The sequence below is a fragment of the Streptomyces sp. NPDC101165 genome, from assembly GCF_044768135.1.
GTDB lineage: Bacteria > Actinomycetota > Actinomycetes > Streptomycetales > Streptomycetaceae > Streptomyces.
Window position 1 is genome coordinate 226,489 of record NZ_JBIWPG010000014.1, and the last position, 22,478, is coordinate 248,966.

At 70.3% G+C, this 22,478-nt stretch carries 21 protein-coding genes and 1 pseudogene; 8 read left to right on the forward strand and 14 right to left on the reverse strand.

The genetic code is table 11. The features are described from left to right. Positions 1-32: 32 nt before the first annotated feature. The 5 genes and pseudogenes from ACIRVH_RS29335 to ACIRVH_RS29355 form a co-directional block, all read right to left on the reverse strand. Entirely contained in the window at positions 33-908 is an 876-nt protein-coding gene (locus ACIRVH_RS29335; RefSeq protein ID WP_403959099.1) for a carbohydrate ABC transporter permease, read from the reverse strand. Next, positions 905-1,859 (reverse strand): annotated as a pseudogene (locus tag ACIRVH_RS29340) (carbohydrate ABC transporter permease). The gene ACIRVH_RS29335 and the pseudogene ACIRVH_RS29340 overlap by 4 nt, the downstream one beginning before the upstream one ends. 5 nt (positions 1,860-1,864) lie before the next feature. Further along, on the reverse strand, positions 1,865-3,217 hold the full coding sequence (locus ACIRVH_RS29345) for an ABC transporter substrate-binding protein (RefSeq protein WP_403959102.1): 1,353 nt from the start codon (positions 3,215-3,217) through the stop codon (positions 1,865-1,867). Positions 3,218-3,327: 110 nt separating this feature from the next. Beyond that, on the reverse strand, positions 3,328-4,326 hold the full coding sequence (locus ACIRVH_RS29350; RefSeq protein WP_403959105.1) for a LacI family DNA-binding transcriptional regulator: 999 nt from the start codon (positions 4,324-4,326) through the stop codon (positions 3,328-3,330). Between the two features lie 139 nt (positions 4,327-4,465). Beyond that, on the reverse strand, positions 4,466-5,137 hold the full coding sequence (locus ACIRVH_RS29355; protein WP_403959108.1) for a hypothetical protein: 672 nt from the start codon (positions 5,135-5,137) through the stop codon (positions 4,466-4,468). Positions 5,138-5,374: 237 nt separating this feature from the next. Here ACIRVH_RS29355 and ACIRVH_RS29360 point away from each other — a divergent pair, with 237 nt between their 5' ends. From ACIRVH_RS29360 to ACIRVH_RS29370, 3 genes are all read left to right on the forward strand, one after another. Beyond that, entirely contained in the window at positions 5,375-6,031 is a 657-nt protein-coding gene (locus ACIRVH_RS29360) for a helix-turn-helix domain-containing protein (RefSeq protein WP_403959110.1), read from the forward strand. Between the two features lie 32 nt (positions 6,032-6,063). Further along, a complete protein-coding gene (locus ACIRVH_RS29365; RefSeq protein ID WP_403959179.1) occupies positions 6,064-6,603 on the forward strand; it encodes a toxin-antitoxin system, toxin component in 540 nt (179 codons plus the stop codon). Positions 6,604-6,894: 291 nt separating this feature from the next. Further along, positions 6,895-7,122 (forward strand): hypothetical protein, encoded by a 228-nt coding sequence (locus ACIRVH_RS29370; protein WP_403959113.1) that lies wholly within the window; start codon positions 6,895-6,897, stop codon positions 7,120-7,122. Positions 7,123-7,146: 24 nt separating this feature from the next. Here ACIRVH_RS29370 and ACIRVH_RS29375 read toward each other — a convergent pair whose 3' ends face one another. Further along, the gene (locus tag ACIRVH_RS29375) at positions 7,147-7,827 is read right to left on the reverse strand and encodes a 4'-phosphopantetheinyl transferase (protein ID WP_403959116.1); all 681 of its coding nucleotides are present in this window, start codon (positions 7,825-7,827) and stop codon (positions 7,147-7,149) included. After that, positions 7,775-8,680, reverse strand: a complete 906-nt coding sequence (locus tag ACIRVH_RS29380) for a metallophosphoesterase family protein (RefSeq protein ID WP_403959118.1) — start codon at positions 8,678-8,680, stop codon at positions 7,775-7,777. Before ACIRVH_RS29380 ends, ACIRVH_RS29375 begins: the two co-directional genes overlap by 53 nt. Before the next feature lie 271 nt (positions 8,681-8,951). Between ACIRVH_RS29380 and ACIRVH_RS29385 the strand changes: the two genes are divergently transcribed. After that, on the forward strand, positions 8,952-10,082 hold the full coding sequence (locus ACIRVH_RS29385; RefSeq protein WP_403959121.1) for an ATP-grasp domain-containing protein: 1,131 nt from the start codon (positions 8,952-8,954) through the stop codon (positions 10,080-10,082). A gap of 115 nt (positions 10,083-10,197) precedes the next feature. Here the strand turns inward: ACIRVH_RS29385 and ACIRVH_RS29390 are convergent, their stop codons facing one another. Together ACIRVH_RS29390 and ACIRVH_RS29395 are read right to left on the reverse strand one after the other, a co-directional pair. Further along, positions 10,198-11,019, reverse strand: coding sequence for an ABC transporter permease (locus ACIRVH_RS29390; RefSeq protein WP_403959124.1), 822 nt, complete (start codon positions 11,017-11,019; stop codon positions 10,198-10,200). Further along, on the reverse strand, positions 11,016-11,987 hold the full coding sequence (locus ACIRVH_RS29395; RefSeq protein ID WP_403959127.1) for an ATP-binding cassette domain-containing protein: 972 nt from the start codon (positions 11,985-11,987) through the stop codon (positions 11,016-11,018). Before ACIRVH_RS29395 ends, ACIRVH_RS29390 begins: the two co-directional genes overlap by 4 nt. Positions 11,988-12,162: 175 nt before the next feature. Between ACIRVH_RS29395 and ACIRVH_RS29400 the strand changes: the two genes are divergently transcribed. The 4 genes from ACIRVH_RS29400 (at position 12,163) to ACIRVH_RS29415 (ending at position 16,396) form a co-directional block, all read left to right on the forward strand. Next, entirely contained in the window at positions 12,163-13,011 is an 849-nt protein-coding gene (locus ACIRVH_RS29400) for a TetR/AcrR family transcriptional regulator (protein WP_403959129.1), read from the forward strand. A gap of 166 nt (positions 13,012-13,177) precedes the next feature. Beyond that, entirely contained in the window at positions 13,178-14,044 is an 867-nt protein-coding gene (locus ACIRVH_RS29405; protein WP_403959131.1) for a DUF4097 family beta strand repeat-containing protein, read from the forward strand. Between the two features lie 252 nt (positions 14,045-14,296). Then, the gene (gene ddaH / locus ACIRVH_RS29410; RefSeq protein WP_403959181.1) at positions 14,297-15,127 is read left to right on the forward strand and encodes a dimethylargininase; all 831 of its coding nucleotides are present in this window, start codon (positions 14,297-14,299) and stop codon (positions 15,125-15,127) included. A 36-nt stretch (positions 15,128-15,163) separates the two neighbouring features. Further along, positions 15,164-16,396: a cytochrome P450 gene (locus ACIRVH_RS29415; RefSeq protein WP_403959134.1), complete on the forward strand. Its 1,233-nt coding sequence runs from the start codon at positions 15,164-15,166 to the stop codon at positions 16,394-16,396. 81 nt (positions 16,397-16,477) lie between these two features. Here ACIRVH_RS29415 and ACIRVH_RS29420 read toward each other — a convergent pair whose 3' ends face one another. Genes ACIRVH_RS29420 through ACIRVH_RS29440 form a run of 5 tightly spaced genes read right to left on the reverse strand, consistent with a single transcriptional unit; the run spans position 16,478 to position 22,453 of the window. Then, complete coding sequence (locus ACIRVH_RS29420; RefSeq protein WP_403959137.1) at positions 16,478-19,264, reverse strand: amino acid adenylation domain-containing protein; 2,787 nt, start codon at positions 19,262-19,264, stop codon at positions 16,478-16,480. A 27-nt stretch (positions 19,265-19,291) separates the two neighbouring features. Next, positions 19,292-20,116 (reverse strand): SDR family oxidoreductase, encoded by an 825-nt coding sequence (locus ACIRVH_RS29425; RefSeq protein ID WP_403959140.1) that lies wholly within the window; start codon positions 20,114-20,116, stop codon positions 19,292-19,294. 43 nt (positions 20,117-20,159) lie between these two features. Next, positions 20,160-20,864 (reverse strand): thioesterase II family protein, encoded by a 705-nt coding sequence (locus ACIRVH_RS29430; RefSeq protein ID WP_403959142.1) that lies wholly within the window; start codon positions 20,862-20,864, stop codon positions 20,160-20,162. A gap of 7 nt (positions 20,865-20,871) precedes the next feature. Next, entirely contained in the window at positions 20,872-21,114 is a 243-nt protein-coding gene (locus ACIRVH_RS29435) for an MbtH family protein (RefSeq protein ID WP_403959144.1), read from the reverse strand. Between the two features lie 40 nt (positions 21,115-21,154). Next, entirely contained in the window at positions 21,155-22,453 is a 1,299-nt protein-coding gene (locus tag ACIRVH_RS29440; RefSeq protein ID WP_403959147.1) for a lysine N(6)-hydroxylase/L-ornithine N(5)-oxygenase family protein, read from the reverse strand. Positions 22,454-22,478 lie beyond the last annotated feature (25 nt).

Genomic DNA, 22,478 nt, shown 5'->3' on the forward strand with positions numbered 1-22,478 from the left:
GGGCTTGCCTTTCTGTAGACGGGGCCGCTGTCTCAGCCCTTGGTGCTGCCCGCGCTGATCCCGGCGATGATGTGCCGCTGGAAGACGAGGAACAGCGCCACCATCGGGATGCTGGCGATCACCATCGCGGCGATGAGCACGGTGAGCCGGATGTTCTGCGACAGCTGGACGAGGGCCACGCTGATCGGCTGCTTGTCGGTGTCGGAGAAGACCATCAGCGGCCACAGGAAGTCCTGCCAGACCGCGACGAGCGCGAAGATCGACACCACGCCGAGGACCGGCCGGGACATGGGCAGCACGACCGACCACAGGATCCGCAGCTTCCCCGCGCCGTCGATCTCGGCGGCCTCCAGGACATCGCGCGGAAGCTGGTCGAAGAACCGCTTCAGCAGGTAGAGGTTGAAGGCGTTGGCGACGGCCGGGAGCCAGATGGCGAGGGGGTCGTTGAGCAGGCTGGTGTGGATCAGCGGGAGGTCGGCGACGGTCAGGTACTTGGGTACGACCAGCGCCTGGGCCGGGACCATCAGGGTGGCGAGGATGCCGCCGAGGATCACCTTGCCGAAGGCGGGCCGCAACTTGGACAGGGCGTAGGCGGCGGCCGTGCAGAAGACCAACTGGAAGGCCCAGGCGCCGGCCGCCTGCACCACCGTGTTCCACAGGTGCTGCGGCAGTTGCATCAGGTCCCAGGCGTCGGTGTAGCCGGCGGTCTGCCAGTGCCGCGGGATCAGCGTCGGCGGGGTCCGGGCCACCTCGTCCGGGGACTTCGCCGCGCCGGTCACCATCCAGTAGACCGGGAAGAGGAAGGCGAGCGTGAAGAGCAGGACGACGCCGGTGAACACGGTCCAGTAGACGGCTCTGCCGCGGGGGCGGGCGAGTGTGGCCGGGGAGATCAGGGTCCGGGTGCTCATGCGTCCCCCTCGGCGCGGGTGAGCCGCAGATAGACGGCGGAGAAGGCGCCGAGCAGCACGAGGAGCATCACGCTGAGCGCGCAGGCGCCGCCGAAGTCGTTGTAGAGGAAGGCGTACTTGTAGATGAGGTAGAGGACGGTGACCGTGGCGTTCTCCGGTCCGCCGCCCGTGATGACGAACGGCTCGGTGAACACCTGCATGGTGGCGATGATCTGAAGGAGCATCAGCATCAGGATGACGAACCGGGTCTGCGGGACCGTCACGTGCCGGATGCGCTGGAGCAGATTCGCGCCGTCGAGTTCGGCGGCCTCGTACAGCTCGCCGGGGATGGACTGCAGGGCGGCCAGGTAGATGAGGACGGTGCCGCCCATGTTGGCCCAGGTGGCCACGATCACCAGGGAGATCAGTGCGGTGTCGGTGCCGTTGGTCCAGTTCGAGGTGGGCAGGTGCAGGAAGCGCAGCGTCTCGTTGGCGAGGCCGGCTCCGGGGTCGTAGAACCACTTCCACAGCAGGGCGCTGACCACCGGCGGGATCATCACCGGCAGGTAGACCACGACCCGGAAGAACGCCTTCGCGTGCCGCAGCTCGTTGAGGACGAGGGCGAGGACGAAGGGGACGGCGAAGCCGATCAGCAGGGCCAGCAGGGTGAAGGTGAGGGTGTTGCGCCAGGCCGCCGTGAACTCGGGGTCGTGCCAGACGCGGGTGAAGTTGGCGGTGCCGACCCACTCGGGCGAGGAGCCGGGCGTGTACTTCTGGAAGGCGATGACGATCGCGCGGATCGCCGGATACCAGGAGAACAGCGCGAAGCAGATCAGGCCGCCGAGCAGGAAGGCGTGGGCACGGGCCTGGTCGGCGAGGCGACGCCGCCCCCCGGCCCCCTACCGGGGACGGCGCCTGCACCGGGTGGACGGCGGGCTCCCCGACCGGGCGCCGCTCGGCCGTCTTCGTCATGGCGGTCAGCTCCGGGCCAGAATGCTGTCGATCTTGCCGGACGCGTCCTTGAGGAGCTGGTCGATGTCCGCGTCCTGCTTGGTGAGGACGGCGGAGACGACACCGTCGAGGACGGAGTAGATCTGCTGGGCGTCCGGCGGCTCGATCTTCATCCGCAGCTGCTGGTTGCCGTCGAGGAAGGCCCGGTAGTTCTCCACCGGGACATTGGCGTTGGCCTTCTTGACCTGTTGGTCCTTGGCGTCGGCGGCACCGGTGAACAGGCGTGGCTCGGGCAGGCCGACGGGTGCGTCGTTCTGCTTGGCACGGGCGTAGTCGCCGAGGAAGCCGGATCCCGGGGTGAGGAACATGTGGTCGAGCCACTTCAGGCCGGCGCGGATCTGGGCGGGCGTGTCCTTCTTGTTGAACATGTAGCCGTCGCCGCCGATGAGGGTGCCCTTGCCGCCGGGCATGGGGGCGAGAGCGAGGTCCTTGTAGTCGCCGCCCTTCTCCTTGACCAGGATCGGGATGTTGTCGGGGGCGCTGAGGTACATGCCGAGCTTGCCCGAACCCATCATCTGCTGCACGTCGTTGATGACGAGGAGCTGCTTGCTGCCCATCGAGTCGTCCGTCCACCGCATGTCGTGCAGGTTCTGCAGGACGGCGTGCCCCTCGGGGGTGTCGACGGTGGCCTTCTTGCCGTCGGTGCCGACGACGTCGCCGCCCTGCGAGTACAGCTCGGCGGTGAAGTGCCAGCCGCCCTGGTTCTGGGCGCTGTAGTCGGCGTATCCGACGGTGCCGTCGCCGAGGGCGGCGATCCGCTTGGCGTCGGCGCGGACCTCGTCCCAGGTCGCCGGGGGCTTGTCGGGGTCGAGTCCGGCCTTCTCGAAGAGCTTGCGGTTGTAGATCAACCCCATGCTGTATCCGGTGCGCGGTATGCCGTAGACCTTGCCGTCCACGGTGTAGATGTCCCGCAGTTGCTTCTGGATGGTGTCGTAGCTCTTGAGTTCCTCGAGGTACGGCGTGAGGTCGGCGGCCTGGTCGATGTCGACGACGTGTCCGGCGTCGGTGAAGTACGTGTAGAAGACGTCCTCCATCTGCCCGCCGGCGAGCTTGGCGTCGAAGGTCTTCGGGTCCTGGCAGGGGAAGGCGTCGTGTGCGACGACGTCGATGTCCGGGTTCTGCTTCTCGAACGAGGCCATGTCCTGCTCGAAGAAGCGCCGGTCGACCTTGGCGCTCCCCGGCGGCTCGCAGTTGACCGTGATACGGGTCTTGCCGCTCGCCGTGCCGTCGTCGCCCGACCCGCAGGCGGACGCGACGAGGGCGAGGGAGGAACAGACGCCGATCGTGGCGAAGGTACGGCGGAACCCGGTGCTTCTCATCGGTGGACCCCTCAAGGCAGGAGCGGTGGGCGCCGCACACTCAAGCACCGACGACATCGGGCCGCAAGATATCGCGCAGAATCTGTAATTATTCGACAGTCACGTGGATCTCAGGAACGAGGTGCTTGCGCGGTCGACCCGCGGACCACCAGTTCCGGTTCGAACAGCAGCTCCTCCGCCGGTACGGCCGTCCCGCCGATCTGCACGTTCAGCAGCTCGACCGCCGCCCGGCCCATGGCCTCGATGGGCTGACGGACGGTGGTCAACGGGGGTTCGGTGCAGTTCATGAACGCGGAGTCGTCGTAACCGACCACGGAGACCTGGGACGGGACGTCGAGCCCCTTGCGCCGGGCCGCCCTGATCGCGCCGAGCGCGAGCGGGTCGCTGGCGCAGATGATGCCCGTGATGCCCTGGTCGATCAGCCGGGAGGCCGCCGCGTGACCGCCCTCGATGGAGAAGATGGCCCGGGCGACGAAGGCGTCCGGCAGGTCACCCGCGAACTCCCGCGCCGCCGCCAGCTTCCGCGCGGACGGCACATGGTCCCCGGGCCCGAGCACGAGCCCGATCCGCTCGTGCCCGAGGGAGGCCAGGTGCCGCCAGGCCTGCTCGACGGCGACGGCGTCGTCGCAGGAGACACCCGGGAAGCCGAGGTGCTCGATGGCCGCGTTGACCAGCACGACCGGGATGTTGCGGTCGGCGAGCAGCCGGTAGTGGTCGTGCGGGGCGTCGGCCTGCGCGTACAGGCCGCCGGCGAAGACGACGCCGGAGACCTGCTGTTGCAGGAGCAGCTCCACGTAGTCCGCCTCCGAGACCCCGCCCTTGGTCTGCGTGCACAGCACCGGGGTGAGTCCGAGCTGTGCGAGGGCGCCCCCGATGACCTCGGCGAACGCCGGGAAGATGGGGTTCTGCAGCTCCGGCAGGACCAGGCCGACGAGGCGGGCGCGTTCGCCGCGCAGCTGGGTGGGGCGCTCGTAGCCGAGAACGTCGAGGGCCGTCAGCACCGCCTGCCGGGTGGCTTCGGAGACCCCGGGCTTGCCGTTGAGCACCCGGCTGACCGTGGCCTCGCTGACCCCGACCTTCTTCGCCACTTCCGCAAGTCGTCGCGTCATGCGCGCAAGCGTAGCGCAAGTTACGCAAGCCGTTTGCGTAAACGCGGCATGGGGTGTCGCAGGGCAGACAGTGGGGCCCATGGGCGGAAGGGGGTATCTGCCCGGCCCCGTCGGCGACCTGAACGCCGACGGAGCCGGGTCAGTCCTCGGGGTCGGGAACGACCGCCAGATGGGTGTCCGCTCCGCGCGCCCGGCGAGGCCGGCGCGAGGCCGCGGCCGGGCGGCGGGCGTCCCGCAGGACCATGGTCAGGCGGGCGCAGCCGATCTCCTGGAGCGTCCGGGGCGTCTCCTCGACGATCCGGCACTCGGTCGGGCCCCGCCGCGGATCGGGGTGGACCAGAAGGCGTACGGCACCGTCGAGCTGTGTCCCGGCCTCGCCGACGGCACGGATCCAGTGCGGCAGACCCTGCCGGTAGGCGGCCTCCATGATCGGGTCCTGGGCGATGTCCCGGCGGACGGCCTGGAGTTCGTGGTCATGGCCGTAGCGCTCGACGGCGGTCTTGAAATGGGCCAGCATCGGCAGACACCAGCCCGCCTCGTGGTCGCCCAGGATCTCGCCGGCGTCGGGGTGGAACAGGACGAACCGCAGGAAGTTGTCCCCGGGCATGGCCGTCGGATGAGGGCGCACGCCCCGAAAAAGTGTCTCGAACGCGCCGTTGGCCAGCACGACGTTCCAGCGATGGTCGACGACCAGGGACGGGAGCGGAACAGCCTCCAGAAGCGTGGCGTAGTCCTGTAGGTACGCCTGCACCTCGCAGCCCTCGGGGACGGGCCGCGGCGCCGGCCACTGCCCTCCTGCCTGATGTGCCATCGGGAGGTCACCCCTCTTGCCTCTGCGGCCTTCACGCGGCGAAGCGATCCTGCTGCCCCGACGAGATCCATGTCAACTATCGTGGCATTTCATGCTCGTTGACGGCTGAAATTCGCCACAGTTGTGGCGAGACCTGGCTGCGGGTTCGGAGCACCCGCTACTCTCCGGGAAGTTCACGGCAACCGCTTGTGACAAGCGACGCACCTCAAGCCCTCGAGAGACGTAGGAGTTCTGTCGGTGACGGATGGCTACGAGGATCCGGGCGCCACGGAGACCGCACAGCTGCCGGCCGTCGTCGCCCGCGTCACCGCACTCGCCGACCGGCTCGCCGTGCCGCACGCCGAGGTCTTCGCCGTCGGGCGGCTCTCTGTCGCCTGCGGTGTCCCGGAGCCGGTGGTCAAGGCCCTGCTCAGCGGCCGCCCGGCGGGCGAGCCGGACGTCCAGGCCCGCTTTCTGCAGCGCCTGGACCTGCTGCGCCACACCCGGCTGAAGGCCAACGGCCGCAAGTACACCCAGCAGGAGATCGCCGACGGCGCGGGCATGTCCCGGCAGCAGGCCGGCGCGCTCATCAACGGCGACCGGCGGCCCACGATGGAGCACTGCGACGCCTTGCAGCGGTTCTTCCGGGTGCACGCCGGGTTCCTCACCGCGGAGGACCCCGAGGCCCTCGCGGGTGCGCTGCAGCGCACCGAGCAGGAGCTGCTGCAGAAGCTCGCCGACCGGGAGCGGGCCGCGGCCGAGGCGGCGGACGATCCGCTGGAGCGGCTGTTGCAGGACCACGGGGTGCGCGGGATCGCCTGGCGGGCCGCGCAACTGCCCACCGACCAGCACCGGGACAAGGTCGCGGAGTGGCTCGACATGCTGCTGGAGAGCGTCAAGCGGCCCGAGTCGTGAACCGGGGGAGGACTGTGGGCATCGGCAGGGACATGCGCCGGTTGTGCGCCGAGCTGGTCGGGGAACTCACCCTGCCCACGCCGGCCCCGCCGCACGAGCTGTACCGCGCGCTGTGCGACACGATGAGCCGCCGCCGCGGTCGCCCCGTCCACTTCCGTACGGCCGCCTTCCCGCCCGGTACGGCCAGCGGGCTGTGGCTGGACATGGCCGACCGCGACCTGGTCGTCGTGGAGCAACGCACCGCGCCCGACCACCAGTTGGTCATCCTCGGTCACGAGCTCTGGCACATGCAGGCCGACCACCGCGGCCACCATCTCGACCATGCCGGAATCGGCGTCGCGACCCGGCTGCTGAGCGACGACACCGACCAGGCCGCCCTGCAGGCCACGATCCACCGCGTCGCCGCCCGCACCCGCTTCGACCAGGCCGAGGAGCGCGAGGCCGAGGCCTTCGGCCTCCTTCTCGCCAGCAAGTGCCGCACCTGGCTGTCCGGTTCGGCCCTGCGCGGCCGCCGGGACGACGTGGCGGGCCGTATCGAGGCGTCACTCGGATACCCGGGGCCACAGGGCTGACCGGCCCCGCACCCCGCCGCGAGCTTCACGTCGCACTGCGTTCGCCCGCCTCGGGCCGTTCCCGCTCCGGTGCGCAGCCGTACGGCCCGCACCGGACGCGGTCGCGGCATGTCGCCCCCCCTGCATCCAGGGGGTCCGATGGCGTTTCACCTCGGCTAAGCGGGCGAACCGAGGCAGAGCCGAACGGCGTTGTCAGTGGTGGGCGGCAAGCTGGAGGTGTGCGCCGTGCGACTGCGGTGCACGGCGCCGCAGGGCGCGCCACCGTGACGCCGAACCGGGGAGAGCCGACCGATGCCCACCGCCGTACTGACCGACCGTGAGCGCACCGCCGTACAGGCCTATCTGAGACTGCTGCACACCGTGCGCGCCGCCTTCGACGGCTCCGTGGACGGCGGCCGGCCCGTCATGGTGCCGCCCGCCGTGCTCGCCGAGGCGGACGGGGCCCTGGCCCGGGCGGGACTCTCGGGCAACGAGGAGGAGTTCTTCCGGTTGCTGCGCCACTGGTGCCCACAGGAGTGAGCCGACGCCGCATGGCCGTTCCGTTCAGTGGTGCGGTACGGCCACCGTCGTCAGTACGAGACCGTCCGACACCAGCCAGCGGCCGTCGAACCCGGTCAGGCGTTCGCCGTCCACCTCGGGCCCCCGGACGAGGAGCCGGGCGTGGAAGCGGCCGCGCAGACCCGGGCCCGGTTCGGTGACCAGCTCGATGTCGGCCTCGGAGAAGTCCAGCCAGGCGCGGGCGAGGGGAAACCACGCCTTGTAGACGGACTCCTTGGCGCTGAACAGCACCCGGCCCCAGTGGACCCCGGGCCGGGTGGCGCACTGATGACGGTGGCGGTCCTGCTCGGCGGGCAGTGCGATGCTCTCGAACACACCCTCCGGCAGTGGTCCGTGGACCTCGGCGTCGATCCCGAGGGAGGCCAGCTCCGCGGCGCGGACCAGCGCGGCGGCGCGGTACCCGTCGCAGTGGGTCATGCTGCCGACGAGCCCGGCCGGCCAGCGGGGCGCACCGCGCTCCCCGGACAGCACGGGTTGCGGCGGCACGCCGAGCTTCTCCATGGCGCTCCGGGCACAGACCCGTACGGCCGCGAACTCCCGGCGGCGCTTGGTCACCGCCCGTGCCACGAGCTGCCGCTCCTCCGGGTACAGCGAGCTCTCCTGGTCCTCGTGGTCACCGAACGCTTCCACGGCCACCACCGACTCCGGGAGCAGCTCCTCGATCACCGGGTTCGACCTCCATCGGCAGGATGCGGCGCGGCTGCCCCGGGGGTACCGAGCGCTTGCGCCATTCACGGGGGTATCCCACGGACACCTCTTCGAAGCGGACACCCTCGTGCCAGGTGGTCCGCGGGATGTGCAGGTGTCCGTAGACCATGGTCTCGACCCGGAACCGGCGGTGCCAGTCGGCGGTGAGGGTGGTGCCGCACCACATGGCGAACTCCGGGTGCCAGAGCACGTCCATCGGGTGCCGGTCGAGCGGATAGTGACCGGCGAGGACGGTGGGCAGGTCCGCGGGCAGCTCGGCGAGTCTGCGCTCGGTCTCGGCCACGCGGGCCCGGCACCAGTCCTCGCGGGTCGGGTAGGGGTCGGGGTGGAGCAGGTACTCGTCGTTGCAGACGATGCCGGTGCTCTCCGCGTAGGCCAGCCCCTCCTCCTTGGTGGCGCAGCCGGCCGGCAGGAAGGAGTAGTCGTACAGCAGGAACAGCGGGGCGACGACGACCGGGCCGCCCGGGCCGTGCCACACCGGGTACGGATCCTCCGGCGTGGTCACGCCCAGTTCCCGGCACAGGGCGACGAGGTGTTCGTACCGGGCGACGCCGCGCAGGGTGACGCTGTCCCTCGGATGGGTCCACAGGTCGTGGTTGCCGGGCGCCCACAGGACCTTGCGGAAGCGGCCCGCCAGGGTGGCGAGCGTCCAGCGGATGTCCTCGACGGTCTCCGCGATGTCCCCGGCCACGATCAGCCAGTCGTCGTCCGTCCCGGGCCGCATGCGCTCGACGAGCGCACGGTTCTCCGGATAGGAGATGTGCAGGTCACTGATGGCCAGCAGCTGTCCGGCCCCGGCCGTCGACTCCACCCCGCACCCCTCCCGATCATCCTGTCCGCACCACGACAACACATTTCACCGGCCGGGGACAAGGGGATCCCGCGCCGGTCGGGTCCCGCCTGACAGGCGCTGGAAATCCGTAACATTCGCGTTGCACGCGGGGGCTCTTGAAAGCCGTATGATCGCCCCAACGCCAACGCCCCTAATCCCCCTTCGCACAGGGCCGTTTGGTGACCCTTCCTCCCTCCTGCCCGGGCACGGGCCGCTGAGCCCTGCCCGAAAACCCTGAAAGGCGGCCTGCATGCTCTCTCGCGTACGCGTCTGGCTCAACCGCACGTACGCGGAGAACGTGTTCTTCATGGATCAGCTGCGGAGAAATCCCAGCGACCGGGCGGTCGAGATCCATGCCACGCACGGGGACGCCGACTCCCCCGTGCTGGCCGCCGCCGACACCGCCGACCTGGAGCCGGAGGGCCTGTCCCCGGCCGCCTATGTCGAGTACGCACTCGACCAGTGCGCGCGGCGCGGCATCGACGTGTTCGTCCCCCGGCTGCACCAGGCGGCGATCGTGGCGCACCGCGCCGATTTCGCGGCGGTGGGTACGGCCCTGCTGGCGCCGACCCCCGAGGCGGTGGCCGTGTTCGAGGACAAGGCGACCGCGTACGAGGCGGTCCGCTCGGTCGGCGTGCCGGTGCCGCCGTGGTGGCGAGTGCGTACGGCGGACGAACTCGTCGCCGCGGTGGAGGAGTTGGAGGCTGCCGGGCACAAGGCGTGCTTCAAGCCGGCCGCCGGCGCGGGCGGGGTCGGCTTCCGCGTGATCACGCGCGCTCCCTTCTCTCTCCTGCACCTCAACGGCTTCCCCGGCCCGCACGTCCAGCTGGACCTGGTCGTCGAGGCGCTGGAGCGGGCCGAGGAGACCGTGGACTGGCTGGTGATGCCGCGCCTGGAGCAGCCGGAGGTGTCCGTCGACTGCCTGACCGGTCCGGACAACCGGGTCCGGCTGGCCGTGGGCCGCACCAAGAACGGCCGCCGCCGGGGCTTCACACTGCACGAGCAGTGGCTGGAGCCGGCCCGGCTGATCGCGGAGGGCTTCGGGCTGCACTACCTGGCCAACATCCAGTTCCGCATGTTCGGCGACCGTCCGGTGCTGCTGGACGTCAACACGAGGCCCGCGGGCGGGCTGCACCAGCTGTCGCTCTGTGGGGTGAACGCCCCTTGGGCGGCTGTTCAGTTGGCGCTGGGCGAGGACCCGGGTCTGGTCGAGCCGCCGTTCCTGGGGCAGGACTACACGGTGGTGTCCGGGCCGCGCCCGCTGCGCCCGGTGTCGCTGCCGCAGCAGAGGGTGGCGGAGACCGAGGTGTTCCTGCCGGCCGTGCCCGCACCTGTCGAGTCGGCGGAGGCCGGAGCCGCGGCGGAGGCGCTGCCGCTCTAGCCTCGATCCTGTGCGACGGCTCGGCGCATCGACTGACGACCTTGGTGGCGGCCACCTCGCAGGTGACCGCCACCTGGGCGGTGGCACCGTTCCTGGTGCCGGAGAGGCGCTCCCGCTACTTCTTGCCGGCAGGTGCGGCGGCGACCGGGGCGGTGGAGTTCCGGTTGAAGGAGGCCTTGGACCAGAGGTAGCCGACAAGGGCGATGCCGACACACCAGGCCACGGCCACGATGCCGTCGTTGCCGATCCTCGAGCCCATCAGCAGTCCGCGCAACGTGTTGATGATCGGGGTCAGGGGCTGGTTGCGGGCGAACCAGTCGACGCCGGCGGGCATCGTCGAGGCGGGCACGAACGCGCTGCTGAGGAAGGGCAGGAACTGCAGCGGCAAGGTGAGACTGTTGGCGCCCTCCAGGCTCCTGGTGGCCAGGGCGAACGCCATCACCAGCCAGGTGAACGCCAGCGTGAGCAGCGCCATCAGACCGATCGCGGCGATCCACTCGACCGGGGTGGCGTCCGGCCGGAACTTCAGGGCCACCGCGAGGCCGAGGACCAGGGCGATGCTGAACAGGGTGCGCACGACGGCTTCGAGGACGTGCCCGATCAGGATCGAGGAACGCGCGATCGCCATGGTGCGGAACCGGTCCATGATGCCGGCGGTCATGTCGTTGCTGACGTTCAACGCCGTCGTGGTGAGCCCGTAGTTGATCGTGATGAGGATCATCGCGGGGGCCACGTAGTCGATGTACCGGTGCCCGTCGGTGGACTGGACGCCCAGACCGTGCCCCAGGGCGTGGCCGAAGATGCCGACCACCACCAGCAGGATGAACACGGGCTGACCCACGTACGCGATGATCATGATCGGATACCGCATCAGGTGCCGCATGTTGCGGCGCAGCATCGTCACCGAATCGGTCAGGGCGTAGGAGACACCGCTCATGACGCACTCTCCGTCTCGTTCTTGGCGCGGCCGGTCAGAGCGAAGAAGACGTCGTCGAGGTCGGGCGTGTGGATGGTGAGGTTCTGGGCCTCGACCGAGGTGTTGTCCAGAACGTCCAGGACCGCCCGGATGGTGGCGATGCTGCCGTCGCTGGGAATCTCCAGCGTGAGGTCGTCGTCGTTGCGCCGCCCGGTGTCGAACAGCGTGGTGGCGGTGTCCAGTTCGTCGCCGTCGGCGAACTCCAGACGGATGTAGCCGCCCGGCACCCGGCGCTTGAGCTCCTTCGGCGTGCCCTCGGCGATCAGCTTGCCTCCGTCCAGCACCGCGATGCGGTCGGCGAGCTGGTCCGCCTCCTCCAGGTACTGAGTGGTCAGGAAGATCGTGACCCGGCCGGTGGCGACGAGATCGCGGATCAGCTCCCACATGGTGTGGCGGCTGCGCGGGTCGAGCCCCGTGGTCGGCTCGTCCAGGAAGATCACCCGGGGGTCGCCCACCAGGGTCATCGCCAGGTCGAGCTTGCGCTGCATCCCGCCGGAGTAGGTGGAGACGGGCTTCTTCGCCGACTCGGTGAGGTCGAAACGCTCCAGCAGCTCGGCGGCCCGCCGCCTGCCCTCGGCGCGGTCGAGGTGGTGCAGGTCCGCCATCAGTAACAGGTTCTCCTCACCCGTCAGCAGGTTGTCGACGGCCGAGAACTGGCCGGTCACACCGATCGCCCTGCGGACGGCGTGGCCCTCGGCCGCCACGTCGTGGCCGGCCACCCGGGCCTCGCCGCCGTCGGCGGGAATGAGCGTGGACAGGATCTGTACGGCGGTGGTCTTGCCGGCACCGTTCGGGCCGAGCAGCGCGAAGACGGTGCCCTCGGGGATGGTCATGTCGATGCCGTCGAGCACGACCTTGTCCCCGTAGGACTTGCTCAGGCCGGCGACGGAGATCGCCGCCGACCGCGTGGGCGCGATCGTTTCGGTCATGGTTTCCACGGCGCTCCAGCCTTTCTCCTCAGATCTGTCCGAGGCCGCGCGCGGCTCATCGCGCCCTCGACTTTCACGGTGTTCAAGTCCGACACGGGCAGCAGAATAGGAGCCAGTTGCACGGTGTGCAAGTGGTTCCTAGAACAGTGTGCAAGCGGTGGGTTAGGCTTTGGTCGTGCCGCGGGAAACGTTGAATCGCGATCAGATCGTGGAGGCGGCGATCGAGCTGCTCGACGCGGAGGGCGTCGAGGGGTTGAGCATGCGGCGACTCGGCAAGCGGCTGGGCTCGGCGGCGACGGCCGTGTACTGGCACGTCGGCAGCAAGGAGAACCTCGTCGTCCTCGCCGCCGACCGGGTGTGGGGCGAGATCGAACTGCTGGACCCGGTCGAGAGCGGCTGGCGGGTCGCGGCCCGGGCCCTGGTCCAGGACACGTACGCGATGGTCAAGCGCCATCCGTGGCTGGTGCCCGCCATCAGCACGCACTTCGTCTACGGTCCCGGAATGGCGCGGTTCCAGGACCACTCCTACGCCATCTACGAGGTGGCCGGGTTCAAAGGGCGAGACCTCGACTGGGCCGTGAACGCCGCGTTCACGTTCGTGGCGGGAACCGCCCTGCTCGATGCGACCCAGGCGGCCGCGGCGCGGGCCGGCGACAGCGCGGTCGACGTGGTGGCGGAGGCCAACGAAATCGCCGCCGGGTACCCGCGGCTGCGCGCCCGCCTGGAGGAGCGGCTCGGGGCCGATCCGGTCGAACTGCTCAGCGAGAAGTTCGCCTTCGGGGTGGAGGTCATCCTCGACGGCCTGACCGACCGACTCCGCGGCGAGGGCGCGCGCCCCCCGGTGACCCGCGAACGGCCGACCCGCCCCTCGGACGACGGCGGTACGGCTGACGGCGACGGCGACGGCGAGGACACCCCGGCCGGGGAGGGTGCCGAGCCCCAGGAGACAGCAGCGTCGCGGGAGGCGGCCGGGAGCCCGAAGAAGTCCGCCCCGGGCAAGGCGGTGCGCGGGCTGTTTCGCTGAGCACGCTGATGGCGCCACTTCGGCGCCCCATCGCAGCCGGCCCTGAAGACACCTCTCCGTCAGCCGCCGCACCGGCCGGCGCTGCGCGAGATGGGTGCGTCAGCCGTCGGGGGTCCTCCACCATCGACGCATCAGCAAGCGCGTCACCGACGGGAGCTGCACAGCCATGCCCACTTTCGACACTCCGAAGCCCATCCTCGCCTCCGTGGAAATGGACGGGGCGGTCGTCCGGTTCCTCGCCGAGGACCGCCGGGACACCGTCGTCGGCGTCCAGCCGGTCGACAGGTCCCGGGATCTCGACGTACGCATCGCCAGGCAGACGAAGGTCTCCTTCGCCGACGGACAGCTGACGGTCAAGGCGCCCAAGCAGTACCCGGTGTTCAGCCGCGGCGGCAACGTCGAGATCACCATCGCGCTGCCGGCCGGCTCCCAGATCGAGGCCTCGGTCAACTGGGGGGACCTCGTCACCGAGGGGCGGCTCGGCGAGTGCCGGGTCAAAGCCGCCTCCGGCTCGATCCACATGGACGAAGCGGGCCCGGTGTGGCTGACGGCCAACTCCGGGAACATCACCGTCGGTCGTGCGGTCGGGCACACCGAGGCGGCCACGAGCTCCGGCAATCTGCGCTTCCACTCGATCGACGGGCCCGCGGTGCTGAAGAACACCCACGGTGCCACCACGGTCACCGACGTCACCGACGCCCTCACCGTCATGGGCGCCACCGGCGACATCACCGTCGAGCGGGCCCATGCCTCGGTCAGCGCCACGGCGACCCACGGCCGTCTGCGCATCGGCGAGGTGGCACGCGGCACGGTCGTGCTGGAGTCCAACACCGGCAGCATCGAGATCGGTGTCCGCGAGGGCACCGGCGCCTACCTCGACGTCAGTTCCGCCGACGGCCGCGTCCACAACACGCTCGCCGCGACCGAGGTGCCCGGCGACGCCGAGGACACCGTCGAGGTACGCGCCCGCACCAAGTACGGCCAGATCGACATCCGCCGCGCCCGGTCTACCGGGTGGGTCGACACCGCCTGAAGAATTTCCGCTTCGGTGCGGTGAGTTCACCATTTCGTCGGCGGTGTCCCGCCGGCGGGACACCGCGGAGCCGGCTCACTTGTGGCCGGCGGGCCGCCCTGCCCATGCTGTTCTCCGGCCCCCGACACGCCAATCGGAATATGCACGCCATTACCGGTTCCGCCGAATTCCCCTGTGCCGCCGGGAACATCCGCAGTCGAAACGAAGGGATCCGCAGTGCCGAGGCAACCTCAGAATCGAGTCCCCACGGACATCCGTACTGCCCGGCCACGGCATTACCTGATGTGCCGGCCGACCTACTTCGACGTGAACTACTCGATCAACCCGTGGATGAACCCCGACAAGCCCACGTCGGCAGACCTGGCCCTGTCCCAGTGGAAGCGGCTGCACGACCTGCTGGTGGGCCTCGGTCACACCGTGGACCTGGTCGAGCCCGAGCCCGGGCTGCCCGACATGGTGTTCGCGGCCAACGGGGCGACCGTCGTGGACGGCAGGGTGCTGGTCGCCCGGTTCCGTCACGGGCAGCGGGCCGACGAGGCCAGGACGTACCTGGACTGGTTTCCGCAGCACGGCTACCGGGACGTGCGGCAGGCCGACTTCCAGGGTGAGGGCGAGGGCGACTTCCTGACCGTGGGCGACACCGTCCTCGCGGGCACCGGCTTCCGCACCGAACCGCGGGCGCACGAGGAGGCGGCCGCGTACTTCGGCCGGACCGTTCTCGGCCTGGAGCTGGTCGACCCGCGCTTCTACCATCTGGACACGGCGCTCGCCGTGCTCGACGACGAAGAGATCATGTACTACCCGGGCGCCTTCGCGCCTCAGAGCCGTTCGCTGCTCGAGGAACGCTTCCCGGACGCGATCCTCGCCACGGAGCCGGACGCGGCCGTCTTCGGCCTCAACGCGGTCTCCGACGGCCGGAACGTGGTTCTCGCGCAGGAGGCCGTGCGTCTGGCGGAGCTGCTCCAGGAGCGCGGCTACCGGACCTTCGGTACCGACATATCCGAACTGCTCAAGGCCGGCGGCGGAGTGAAGTGCTGCGTCCTGGAGCTGCGTTCCGGGCCGACCACCACGGCATCCGTCTGAACCCCACACCATCCGCGCAGAAGGAGACGACGGTATATGGCTGAGCCCATCGTCAGCCTGATGGACCCTGAATTCACCCATGACCCGATCGGCGCCTACGGCCGCCTTCGGGAGAATTCCCCGCTGGTGCGCATGGGAAATCCCGGCGCTCCGCCGGTCTGGCTGGTCACGCGCTGCGAGGACGTGAAAGCGGCGCTGAGCGACCCGCGTTTCGTGACGGACTACAGCAATGTGCCCGGACACCACGGCATGGGAGTCGTCGACCAGATGCTGGCGGTGTACGACCTGCCCGAGGAATTCCGGGAAGAATTCCGCGGATACGCCAACAACATGATGTTCGTGGACGGCAAGGATCACGCGCGACTGCGCCGCCTGGTCACCCCCGCGTTCGCTGTGCGCCGTATCAAGGCACTGCGTCCGGGCATGGAGGAGATCTCGGCGCAGCTGCTCGACACCCTGGCCGCGAAGGGAGAGGGCGATCTGCTCGAGGAGTACTCCTCACCTCTGACGGGCACCGTCATCTGCGAACTCATCGGCATCGACAAGGCCGACCAGCCGCGCATGCGGAAGCTGATGAACGACTATGCGAACGGCGACGTCGTGTCGAGCGCACAGGGCATGGTCGAGTGCGCCAAGGAGCTGATCGCCCGGCGCCGCACCGAGCCGGCCGAGGACATGATCTCCACGCTGGTCCGCACCCGGGACGAGTCCGGTGACCAGCTCAGCGAGGCCGAGATGATCGCGATGGTGCTGCTGCTGGTGTGGGCGGGGCACCACTCCACCTCGCACTTCATCCCGAACGCCGTCCTGACCCTCTTCGACCACCCCGAGCAGCTCGAACGGCTGCGCGCCGCCCCCGAGTTCCTGCCGCACGCCATCGACGAGCTGATGCGGCTGGCGAACCCCGTGCCGCTCGCCAGCCCCCGCTACGCCACCGAGGACGTGGAGTTCGCCGGCGTGCAGGTCCGCCGGGGCGAGGCCCTGACGGGTTCGTACCTGTCGGCCAACTACGATCCGCGGGTCTTTCCGGATCCGGAACGCTGCGACCTCGGGCGCGAGATGAAGCGCGGCCAGGGCCATGTGAGTTTCGGTGCCGGGCCGCACTACTGCGTCGGGGCGGCGCTGGCCAAGCTGGAGAGCGAGGTCGCCCTGGGCGATCTGCTGCTGAAGCGGGACGGCCTGGAACTCGCAGTGCAGCGCGAGGAGCTGGAGTACACCGACTCCACGCTCGGAGTGCATCTGCTCGCCAGGCTTCCGGTGCGCCTGTAGCCGGAGGGCCCGGCAGGGACACGAAGAGGCCCGCCACCGCAGTGCGGTGGCGAGCCTCTTCGTGTCCCTGCCGGAACGCGGTCAGGACCGCAGGGCGTCGGCGAGCCCGCGCACCGTGGGGTTCAGGTACAGCGTGCGCGGATGCAGTGCGGGAAGGCCCCGCTCCCGCATCACCGCGGCCAGGCGGACCGCGAGCAGGGAGTTCCCGCCGAGCCGGAAGAAGTCGTCGGACGGTTGCACGGAGACTCCGAAGAGCTGCCCCCAGACGTCGAGCAGGTCGTCGCACAGTTCGTCGCCGGTCCACCGCCGCGCCCCGTCCGGGGCGCTCGCCGCGGGCGCCGCGTCCGGTGCCGGCAGGGCCGCCAGGTCCACCTTGCCGTTGGCGGTCGTCGGCAGGGACGGCAGCGCAGTGATGGTGGCCGGCAGCATGTACTCGGGGAGCATGCGGGCCGCCCGGTCACGCAGCCCCGTTGTGCTGCCCTCGGTCAGGACCACATAGGCATCCAGCCGGCCGGTGGCGGCGTCGGCCGGGTCCTCCTGGCGCAGTACGACGACGGCCGCTGCCACGCCGGGGCTCTCGGCGAGCACCGAACGGATCTCGTCGAGCTCGATGCGGAATCCACGCAGCTTGATCTGGTTGTCGATCCGGCCGAGGTGCTCCAGCCTGCCGTCGGGCCGCATCCTGCCGCGGTCACCGGTGCGGTAGATGCGCCCGCCGGTGAACGGGTCGGGCAGGAACCGCTCGGCGGTCAGCTCCGGCCGCCGGAGATACCCGAGAGCGACCCCGGCCCCACCGACGTAGATCTCGCCGGCGACACCCGGAGGCACCGGTGCCCGGTGCTTGTCGAGAACGCAGAGATACCAGCCGGGCAGCGGCCGGCCCACCGACCTGGAGGCCGTGAGGGCCAGTTCCCGTGTGATGGTCTCGGCGGTGACATGCACCGTGGTCTCGGTGATGCCGAACATGTTCACGAGCCGGCAGCGGGACTCCGGGTAGCGGTCGAGCCACGGCAGCAGCGGCCGGGTGTCGAGCGGCTCGCCGCCGAAGATCACCAGCCGGACCGCCAGCCCCACGGCGTGCGCCCGGTCGGCCTCCATCAGCTGGGCGAAGCCCGACGGGGTCTGGTTGAGCACGGTGACCTGCCGGGCCAGCAGCAGGTCGCGGAACTGCTCCGGGGACCGGGAGACCCAGTACGGCACGACCACGAGGTGCCCGCCGGTCAGGAGGCACCCCCAGATCTCCCAGACGGAGAAGTCGAAGGCGGCGGAGTGGAAGAACGTCCACACGTCGGCAGTGCTCAGCTCGAAATCCTCGCGGGTGGCGTCGAGCAGACCTACGACATTGGCGTGCGGGACGAGCACGCCCTTGGGCCGCCCGGTGGAGCCCGAGGTGTAGATGACATAGGCCGGACCGGCTGCGCCGGTGGTGCTCGAGGGTGGTCCGTCACCGCCGCGCGCGCCGCGTTCCGCGAGGAGGGCGGGGGTGACCTGCCGGACCCTCTCGTCGGGGACCGGGAAGTCGGTGAGGGTGGTGACCACCACACCGAGCCCGGAGTTCGTCACCGTGTAGGCGAGCCGTTCGGCCGGGTAGGCGGGATCCAGCGGCACGTACACCGCGCCCGCCTTGAGCACGGCGAGCAGCACCGCCACCAGTTCCGCGGACCGCTCCAGGCAGACCCCCACCAGGTCGCCGTCGCGCACGCCCGCCTCGCGCAGACCGTGGGCGAGCCGGTCGGCCCACTGGTCGAGACCGCGGTAGGTGACCTGGATGGCCTCGTCCGACAGCGCCACCGCGTCGGGCTGTGCTGCGGCCCGCTCGGCGAAGACCTCGTCGATGCGCCGCGCCGTGCTCTCCAGCTCCCGCGCGGGGCGCCCTAGGGCGAGCACCTGTTCCCGCTCGGGCCCGCGGAGCAGCTTGGCGGCGGCGGCCGGCAGCCACGGTTTCTCGCTGACCTGGCGGTGCACCTCGACGAGATGCCGTACGAACTGGTGGGCGATCGCCGGCCGTACGATGCGCGGACGGGAGTGGCAGCGCACGTCGAGCGCTCCGGCCGGGGTCCGCGTCAGGGTGATCGTGAGGGGGAACGGGGGCGCGAGGAACGGTATGTACTCGGTCCCCTCCTCGGAACGGTCCGGGTCGAAGACGATCCCGGCGGTCACAGGGTGCGCCGTCGTGGGTGGGTCGGCGGTGAGGCGGTCACGGAACCAGGCGGTGACCTCGCCGAGCGTGGTGATCCCGTCCGACTCGGCCCGCACCAGCACGGGTTCCTCGTCCTTGCGGGCACCGAGGGCCGCCACGACCGGCCGCTCGCGCGGTTCGTAGCGGGCGAGCAGGACGGTGAGCGCGGCCAGCCAGGCGGCCGGTTCATCGGCACCGTCCCCGGGTGGTCCGATCCGCTCCTCGACCCATTCCTCTCCGAAGTCCGGATCGCCGAGACCCCACGCGGGATCCGCCTCCTCGCTCCCGGTCCCGCGGACGTCGGCATCGTTCCGCTCCGGCACCGCGGTGCCGTCGCCGAGCACCGCGCGGGCCAGGGCGTGGAGGGAGCGCCGGCCGAACACCGCGCGGTGGGCCACGAGGAGCAGGTCGGCCTCGCCACCGGTGTACCCGAGCAGAACCGCGCGCAGGCCGAACCGGGCGGCTGCCGGCCGGGCCAGTTCACGCGCGCGGAGGCGGACGGCCTCCGGCTCGTCGCGGGCCGACGGGACGTCCTCGATCCAGAGGCGGACTCTGCCATCGAGCGCGGCCAGGCGCCGGGCGAGCGGTTCCGGGTCGGCCGGGCGTGTCAGCCGTACCCGCAGCGCGTGGCAGTCACGCGCCTCGTCCCCGCGCGCCCGGTCCCGGCAGTGATGTGTCCTGAGCACCATCTCTCCCTGCGATTGGCGGATCCGCGCTCAGCGTGCGGTGAATCCGCCGTCTACGGTGACAACGGACCCCGTGACCTGCCGGGATTCGTCGGAGGCCAGCCAGAGGGCGGCCGCTGCGACGTCCTCCGGTTCCACGAGGGCGTTCATGGGCTGCGACTGGAGGAAGGTCTCCTCGTGCTCGGCGACCGGGACGTCCAGGGACCTCGCGATCTCCGAGAGCATCCGCCCCTCCGCCCCGAAGTCGTCCCGGACCGAGCCGGGGCACAGCGCGTTGACCCGGACCTTCATCGGGGCGTAGTCGAGGGCCGCGGCCTTGCTGAGGCCGACCACACCGTGCTTGGCGGCGACGTACCCGGCGAAGTGCCGGTAGCCGACCAGGCCCGCGGTGGAGGCGACGTTGACGATGCTTCCGGCGCGCTGTTCGGTCATGATCCGCCCGACCGCCCGGGTCATCCGCCAGGCACCGGACAGATCGATGTCGATCATGAGCTGCCACTCGGCCTCGGTGATCTCGTGGGTCGTCCGGCCCGAGGGGGCGGCGATGCCCGCGTTGTTCACCAGCACGTCGATGCGGCCGAGACGTTCGTGCGCCTCGTCGACGACGTGCTCAACGGCGTCGAGGTCGCGGACGTCCGCCTGCCGGGTGAGCACGGTGACGCCGTGCTTGCGGCACAGCTCGGCGGTGTGCGCCAACTGTCCGGCGGAACCCAGCGGGTAGGGCACACCGGGGATGTCGTCGGCGATGTCGAGGAGGACGAGGTCGGCGCCCTCCTCGGCGAAGACGGTGGCACAGGTCCGTCCGACGCCGCGTGCGGCACCGGTGATGACGGCGGTCTTTCCGGCCAGGCGCATGGCTCCCCTCCTCGGTAGACGGCGTTGCTTCGGGCACGGCCGCTCATGCCCGGGTGACCTCGTCCTCGATCAGCCGCAGCAGCCCGGCCGTGTCCTCGGTCAGGTACATGTGACCGCCGTCCACCTCGACGAGCGTGAATTCGCTGCTGGTGGCCTTGCTCCACTCCCCCGTCTGCTCGCCGGTGACGAGTTCGTCGCCACGGGCCCGCAGGGCGGTGATCGGCGCCGGCAGCGGCCGGTCCGTGCTGGGTGTGTAGTTCTCGTGCATCTCCACGTCGGCCCGCAGCACCGGCAGGATCAGCTCGCGCATCTCCTCGTTCTCCAGGGCGTCGTGGCGGTATCCGGCGAACTCCCGGACCCGGGCCAGGAACTGCTCGTCGTCCAGCCCGGTGGCCTGGACGGGGCGCCTGGTCCATGGGCCGGGTGAACCGCTGACGAAGAGACGGACGAGCTCGATGCCGGAGCGGGCGGCCAGCAGATGGGCGAGTTCGTAGGCCAGGACGGCCCCCAGGCTGTGGCCGAAGAGCGCTACCCGGCCCGTGTCGCCGATCTCCTCGACGATCTCGGGCAGCAGCCCGGCGGCGGCCTGCGCGGCGTCCCGGTACGGCTCCTCGACGAGCTTCCACTCGCGGCCCGGCGGCTGTACCGCCACGATCCGCAGCTTCTCGCCGGCCAGGGCTTCCCACGGGTGGAAGAAGGAGGCCCCCGCTCCGGCGAACGGCACGCACACCAGAGGTATGGCTCGCATCGGCTGCTCAGGCTCCCTGGACGCCGGCGGTCGCGGCATCGGCGGCCATGGCCTCGCGCAGGCTCCTGGGCCGGATGTCGGGCCAGTTCTTCTCGACGTACTCCAGCGCCGACGCACGGTCGGACTCTCCGAAGACGATGCGCCAGCCGGCCGGCACCTCGGCGAAGGTGGGCCACAGGGAGTGCTGCTCCTCGTCGTTCGCCAGGACGTAGAAGCGGCCGTCGGTGTCGTCGAACGGGTTGGTGCTCATGGTGGGAATCCCTTTCGGGTCGAAGTTCGTCGGGGCTGTGCTACTTGCGGCGGTCCAGCAGCGACGCCACGATCTCGCCACTGCGCACGGCGAGGTTCGACAGCAGCGAGGACGTCAGACCGTGCGTGTGCTCCGTGCCGCCCTGCAGATAGATGCCGCAGCGCAATTCGGGTGCCGTGGCGAGCCGGTAGTCACGTTCGACGCGGTAGCGCCCCCGGGCGTCGCGCAGGCACAGCGAGTCGAGTTCGCCGAGGATCGGGGCGGGGTTCATCGGGTCGTAGCCGGTGGCGCAGACCAGGACGTCCACGTCGAGTTCGCGGGTCTCCTCGGTCGCGACCGACATGACGGTGACGCGCGTCTCGTCCGCGGCGCGCTTGACGCCGCAGACCCGGGACAGGTTGAGGAACTCGATCCGGTTGCGGCCCGCCACCTCGTCGCCGTAGACCCGTTCGTGCAGGCCCTTGATGACCTCGTCGTCGACGACCGAGTAGTTGGTGTTCTTGTGGTGCTGCCAGATGACGTCCTTGGAGCGTTCGGAGCCGTAGTAGTAGTCGTCCACGGCTGAGGGGTCGAAGACCCGGTTGGCGAACGGGGTGTTGTCCGCGAGCGCATAGCCGTACGGCGGGAGGATCGCCGTGATGGACGCGTCGGGCAGGGCGTCGTACAGGTACCTGACGACTTCGGCGGCGCTCTGCCCCGCCCCGACGACCGCCACCCGCTTCAGCTCGCCGGGGTTCCAGGCCGTGAACCGGTCCAGGAACTCCGAGCTGTGCCAGACCCGTTCGTCGCGTTGCACTCCCGCGGGCATGCGGGGCACGAGCCCGGTCGATATCACGATGTTGTGCGCGGTGAGCACCCTGGTGCCGCCCGGGAGCGAGTCCCCTCGCACCTCGACCTCCAGGCACTCGATCGCTTCGCCGCGCCGGCCCGACGCGGGCACCCGGATCTGCGTGATCTCCGCGCCGTAGGTGACCTGGTGGGCCAGTTTCGCCTCCGCCCAGTCCAGATAGTCGTGGAACTCATGGCGAGTGGCGAAGAAGTCCTGGTTGTTCACGAACTGGGGCAGCCGGCCCCTCGCGTGCAGATATGACACGAAGCTGAACGGCGATGCCGGATTGCGGAAGGTGACGAGGTCCTTCAGGAACGAGATCTGCATCTTCGCACCCGGCAGCAGCATTCCCCGATGCCACCCGAGCTCCGGCTTCCGCTCGAAGAAGGCGGCGGTCGGCCGGGGCGTGCCGCCTTCCCGGCGTTCCTGAAGCGCGACGGCGAGCGACAGGTTGGCCGGCCCGAAACCTGCTCCCACGACGTCGTACGTCATGGTGTCACTGCTTTCCATGGAGGTCTCCCCGGAAGTGGTGGGC

Excerpts from the sequence above, each read along its gene's own strand:
- ACIRVH_RS29335 (WP_403959099.1), bottom strand. The coding sequence starts at position 908 with ATGAGCACCCGGACCCTGATCTCCCCGGCCACACTCGCCCGCCCCCGC.
- ACIRVH_RS29345 (WP_403959102.1), bottom strand. The coding sequence starts at position 3,217 with ATGAGAAGCACCGGGTTCCGCCGTACCTTCGCCACGATCGGCGTCTGT.
- ACIRVH_RS29350 (WP_403959105.1), bottom strand. The coding sequence starts at position 4,326 with ATGACGCGACGACTTGCGGAAGTGGCGAAGAAGGTCGGGGTCAGCGAG.
- ACIRVH_RS29355 (WP_403959108.1), bottom strand. The coding sequence starts at position 5,137 with ATGGCACATCAGGCAGGAGGGCAGTGGCCGGCGCCGCGGCCCGTCCCC.
- ACIRVH_RS29365 (WP_403959179.1), top strand. The coding sequence starts at position 6,064 with ATGCGCCGGTTGTGCGCCGAGCTGGTCGGGGAACTCACCCTGCCCACG.
- ACIRVH_RS29370 (WP_403959113.1), top strand. The coding sequence starts at position 6,895 with ATGCCCACCGCCGTACTGACCGACCGTGAGCGCACCGCCGTACAGGCC.
- ACIRVH_RS29385 (WP_403959121.1), top strand. The coding sequence starts at position 8,952 with ATGCTCTCTCGCGTACGCGTCTGGCTCAACCGCACGTACGCGGAGAAC.
- ACIRVH_RS29390 (WP_403959124.1), bottom strand. The coding sequence starts at position 11,019 with ATGAGCGGTGTCTCCTACGCCCTGACCGATTCGGTGACGATGCTGCGC.
- ACIRVH_RS29395 (WP_403959127.1), bottom strand. The coding sequence starts at position 11,987 with ATGACCGAAACGATCGCGCCCACGCGGTCGGCGGCGATCTCCGTCGCC.
- ACIRVH_RS29405 (WP_403959131.1), top strand. The coding sequence starts at position 13,178 with ATGCCCACTTTCGACACTCCGAAGCCCATCCTCGCCTCCGTGGAAATG.
- ACIRVH_RS29415 (WP_403959134.1), top strand. The coding sequence starts at position 15,164 with ATGGCTGAGCCCATCGTCAGCCTGATGGACCCTGAATTCACCCATGAC.
- ACIRVH_RS29420 (WP_403959137.1), bottom strand. The coding sequence starts at position 19,264 with ATGGTGCTCAGGACACATCACTGCCGGGACCGGGCGCGCGGGGACGAG.
- ACIRVH_RS29425 (WP_403959140.1), bottom strand. The coding sequence starts at position 20,116 with ATGCGCCTGGCCGGAAAGACCGCCGTCATCACCGGTGCCGCACGCGGC.
- ACIRVH_RS29430 (WP_403959142.1), bottom strand. The coding sequence starts at position 20,864 with ATGCGAGCCATACCTCTGGTGTGCGTGCCGTTCGCCGGAGCGGGGGCC.
- ACIRVH_RS29435 (WP_403959144.1), bottom strand. The coding sequence starts at position 21,114 with ATGAGCACCAACCCGTTCGACGACACCGACGGCCGCTTCTACGTCCTG.
- ACIRVH_RS29440 (WP_403959147.1), bottom strand. The coding sequence starts at position 22,453 with ATGGAAAGCAGTGACACCATGACGTACGACGTCGTGGGAGCAGGTTTC.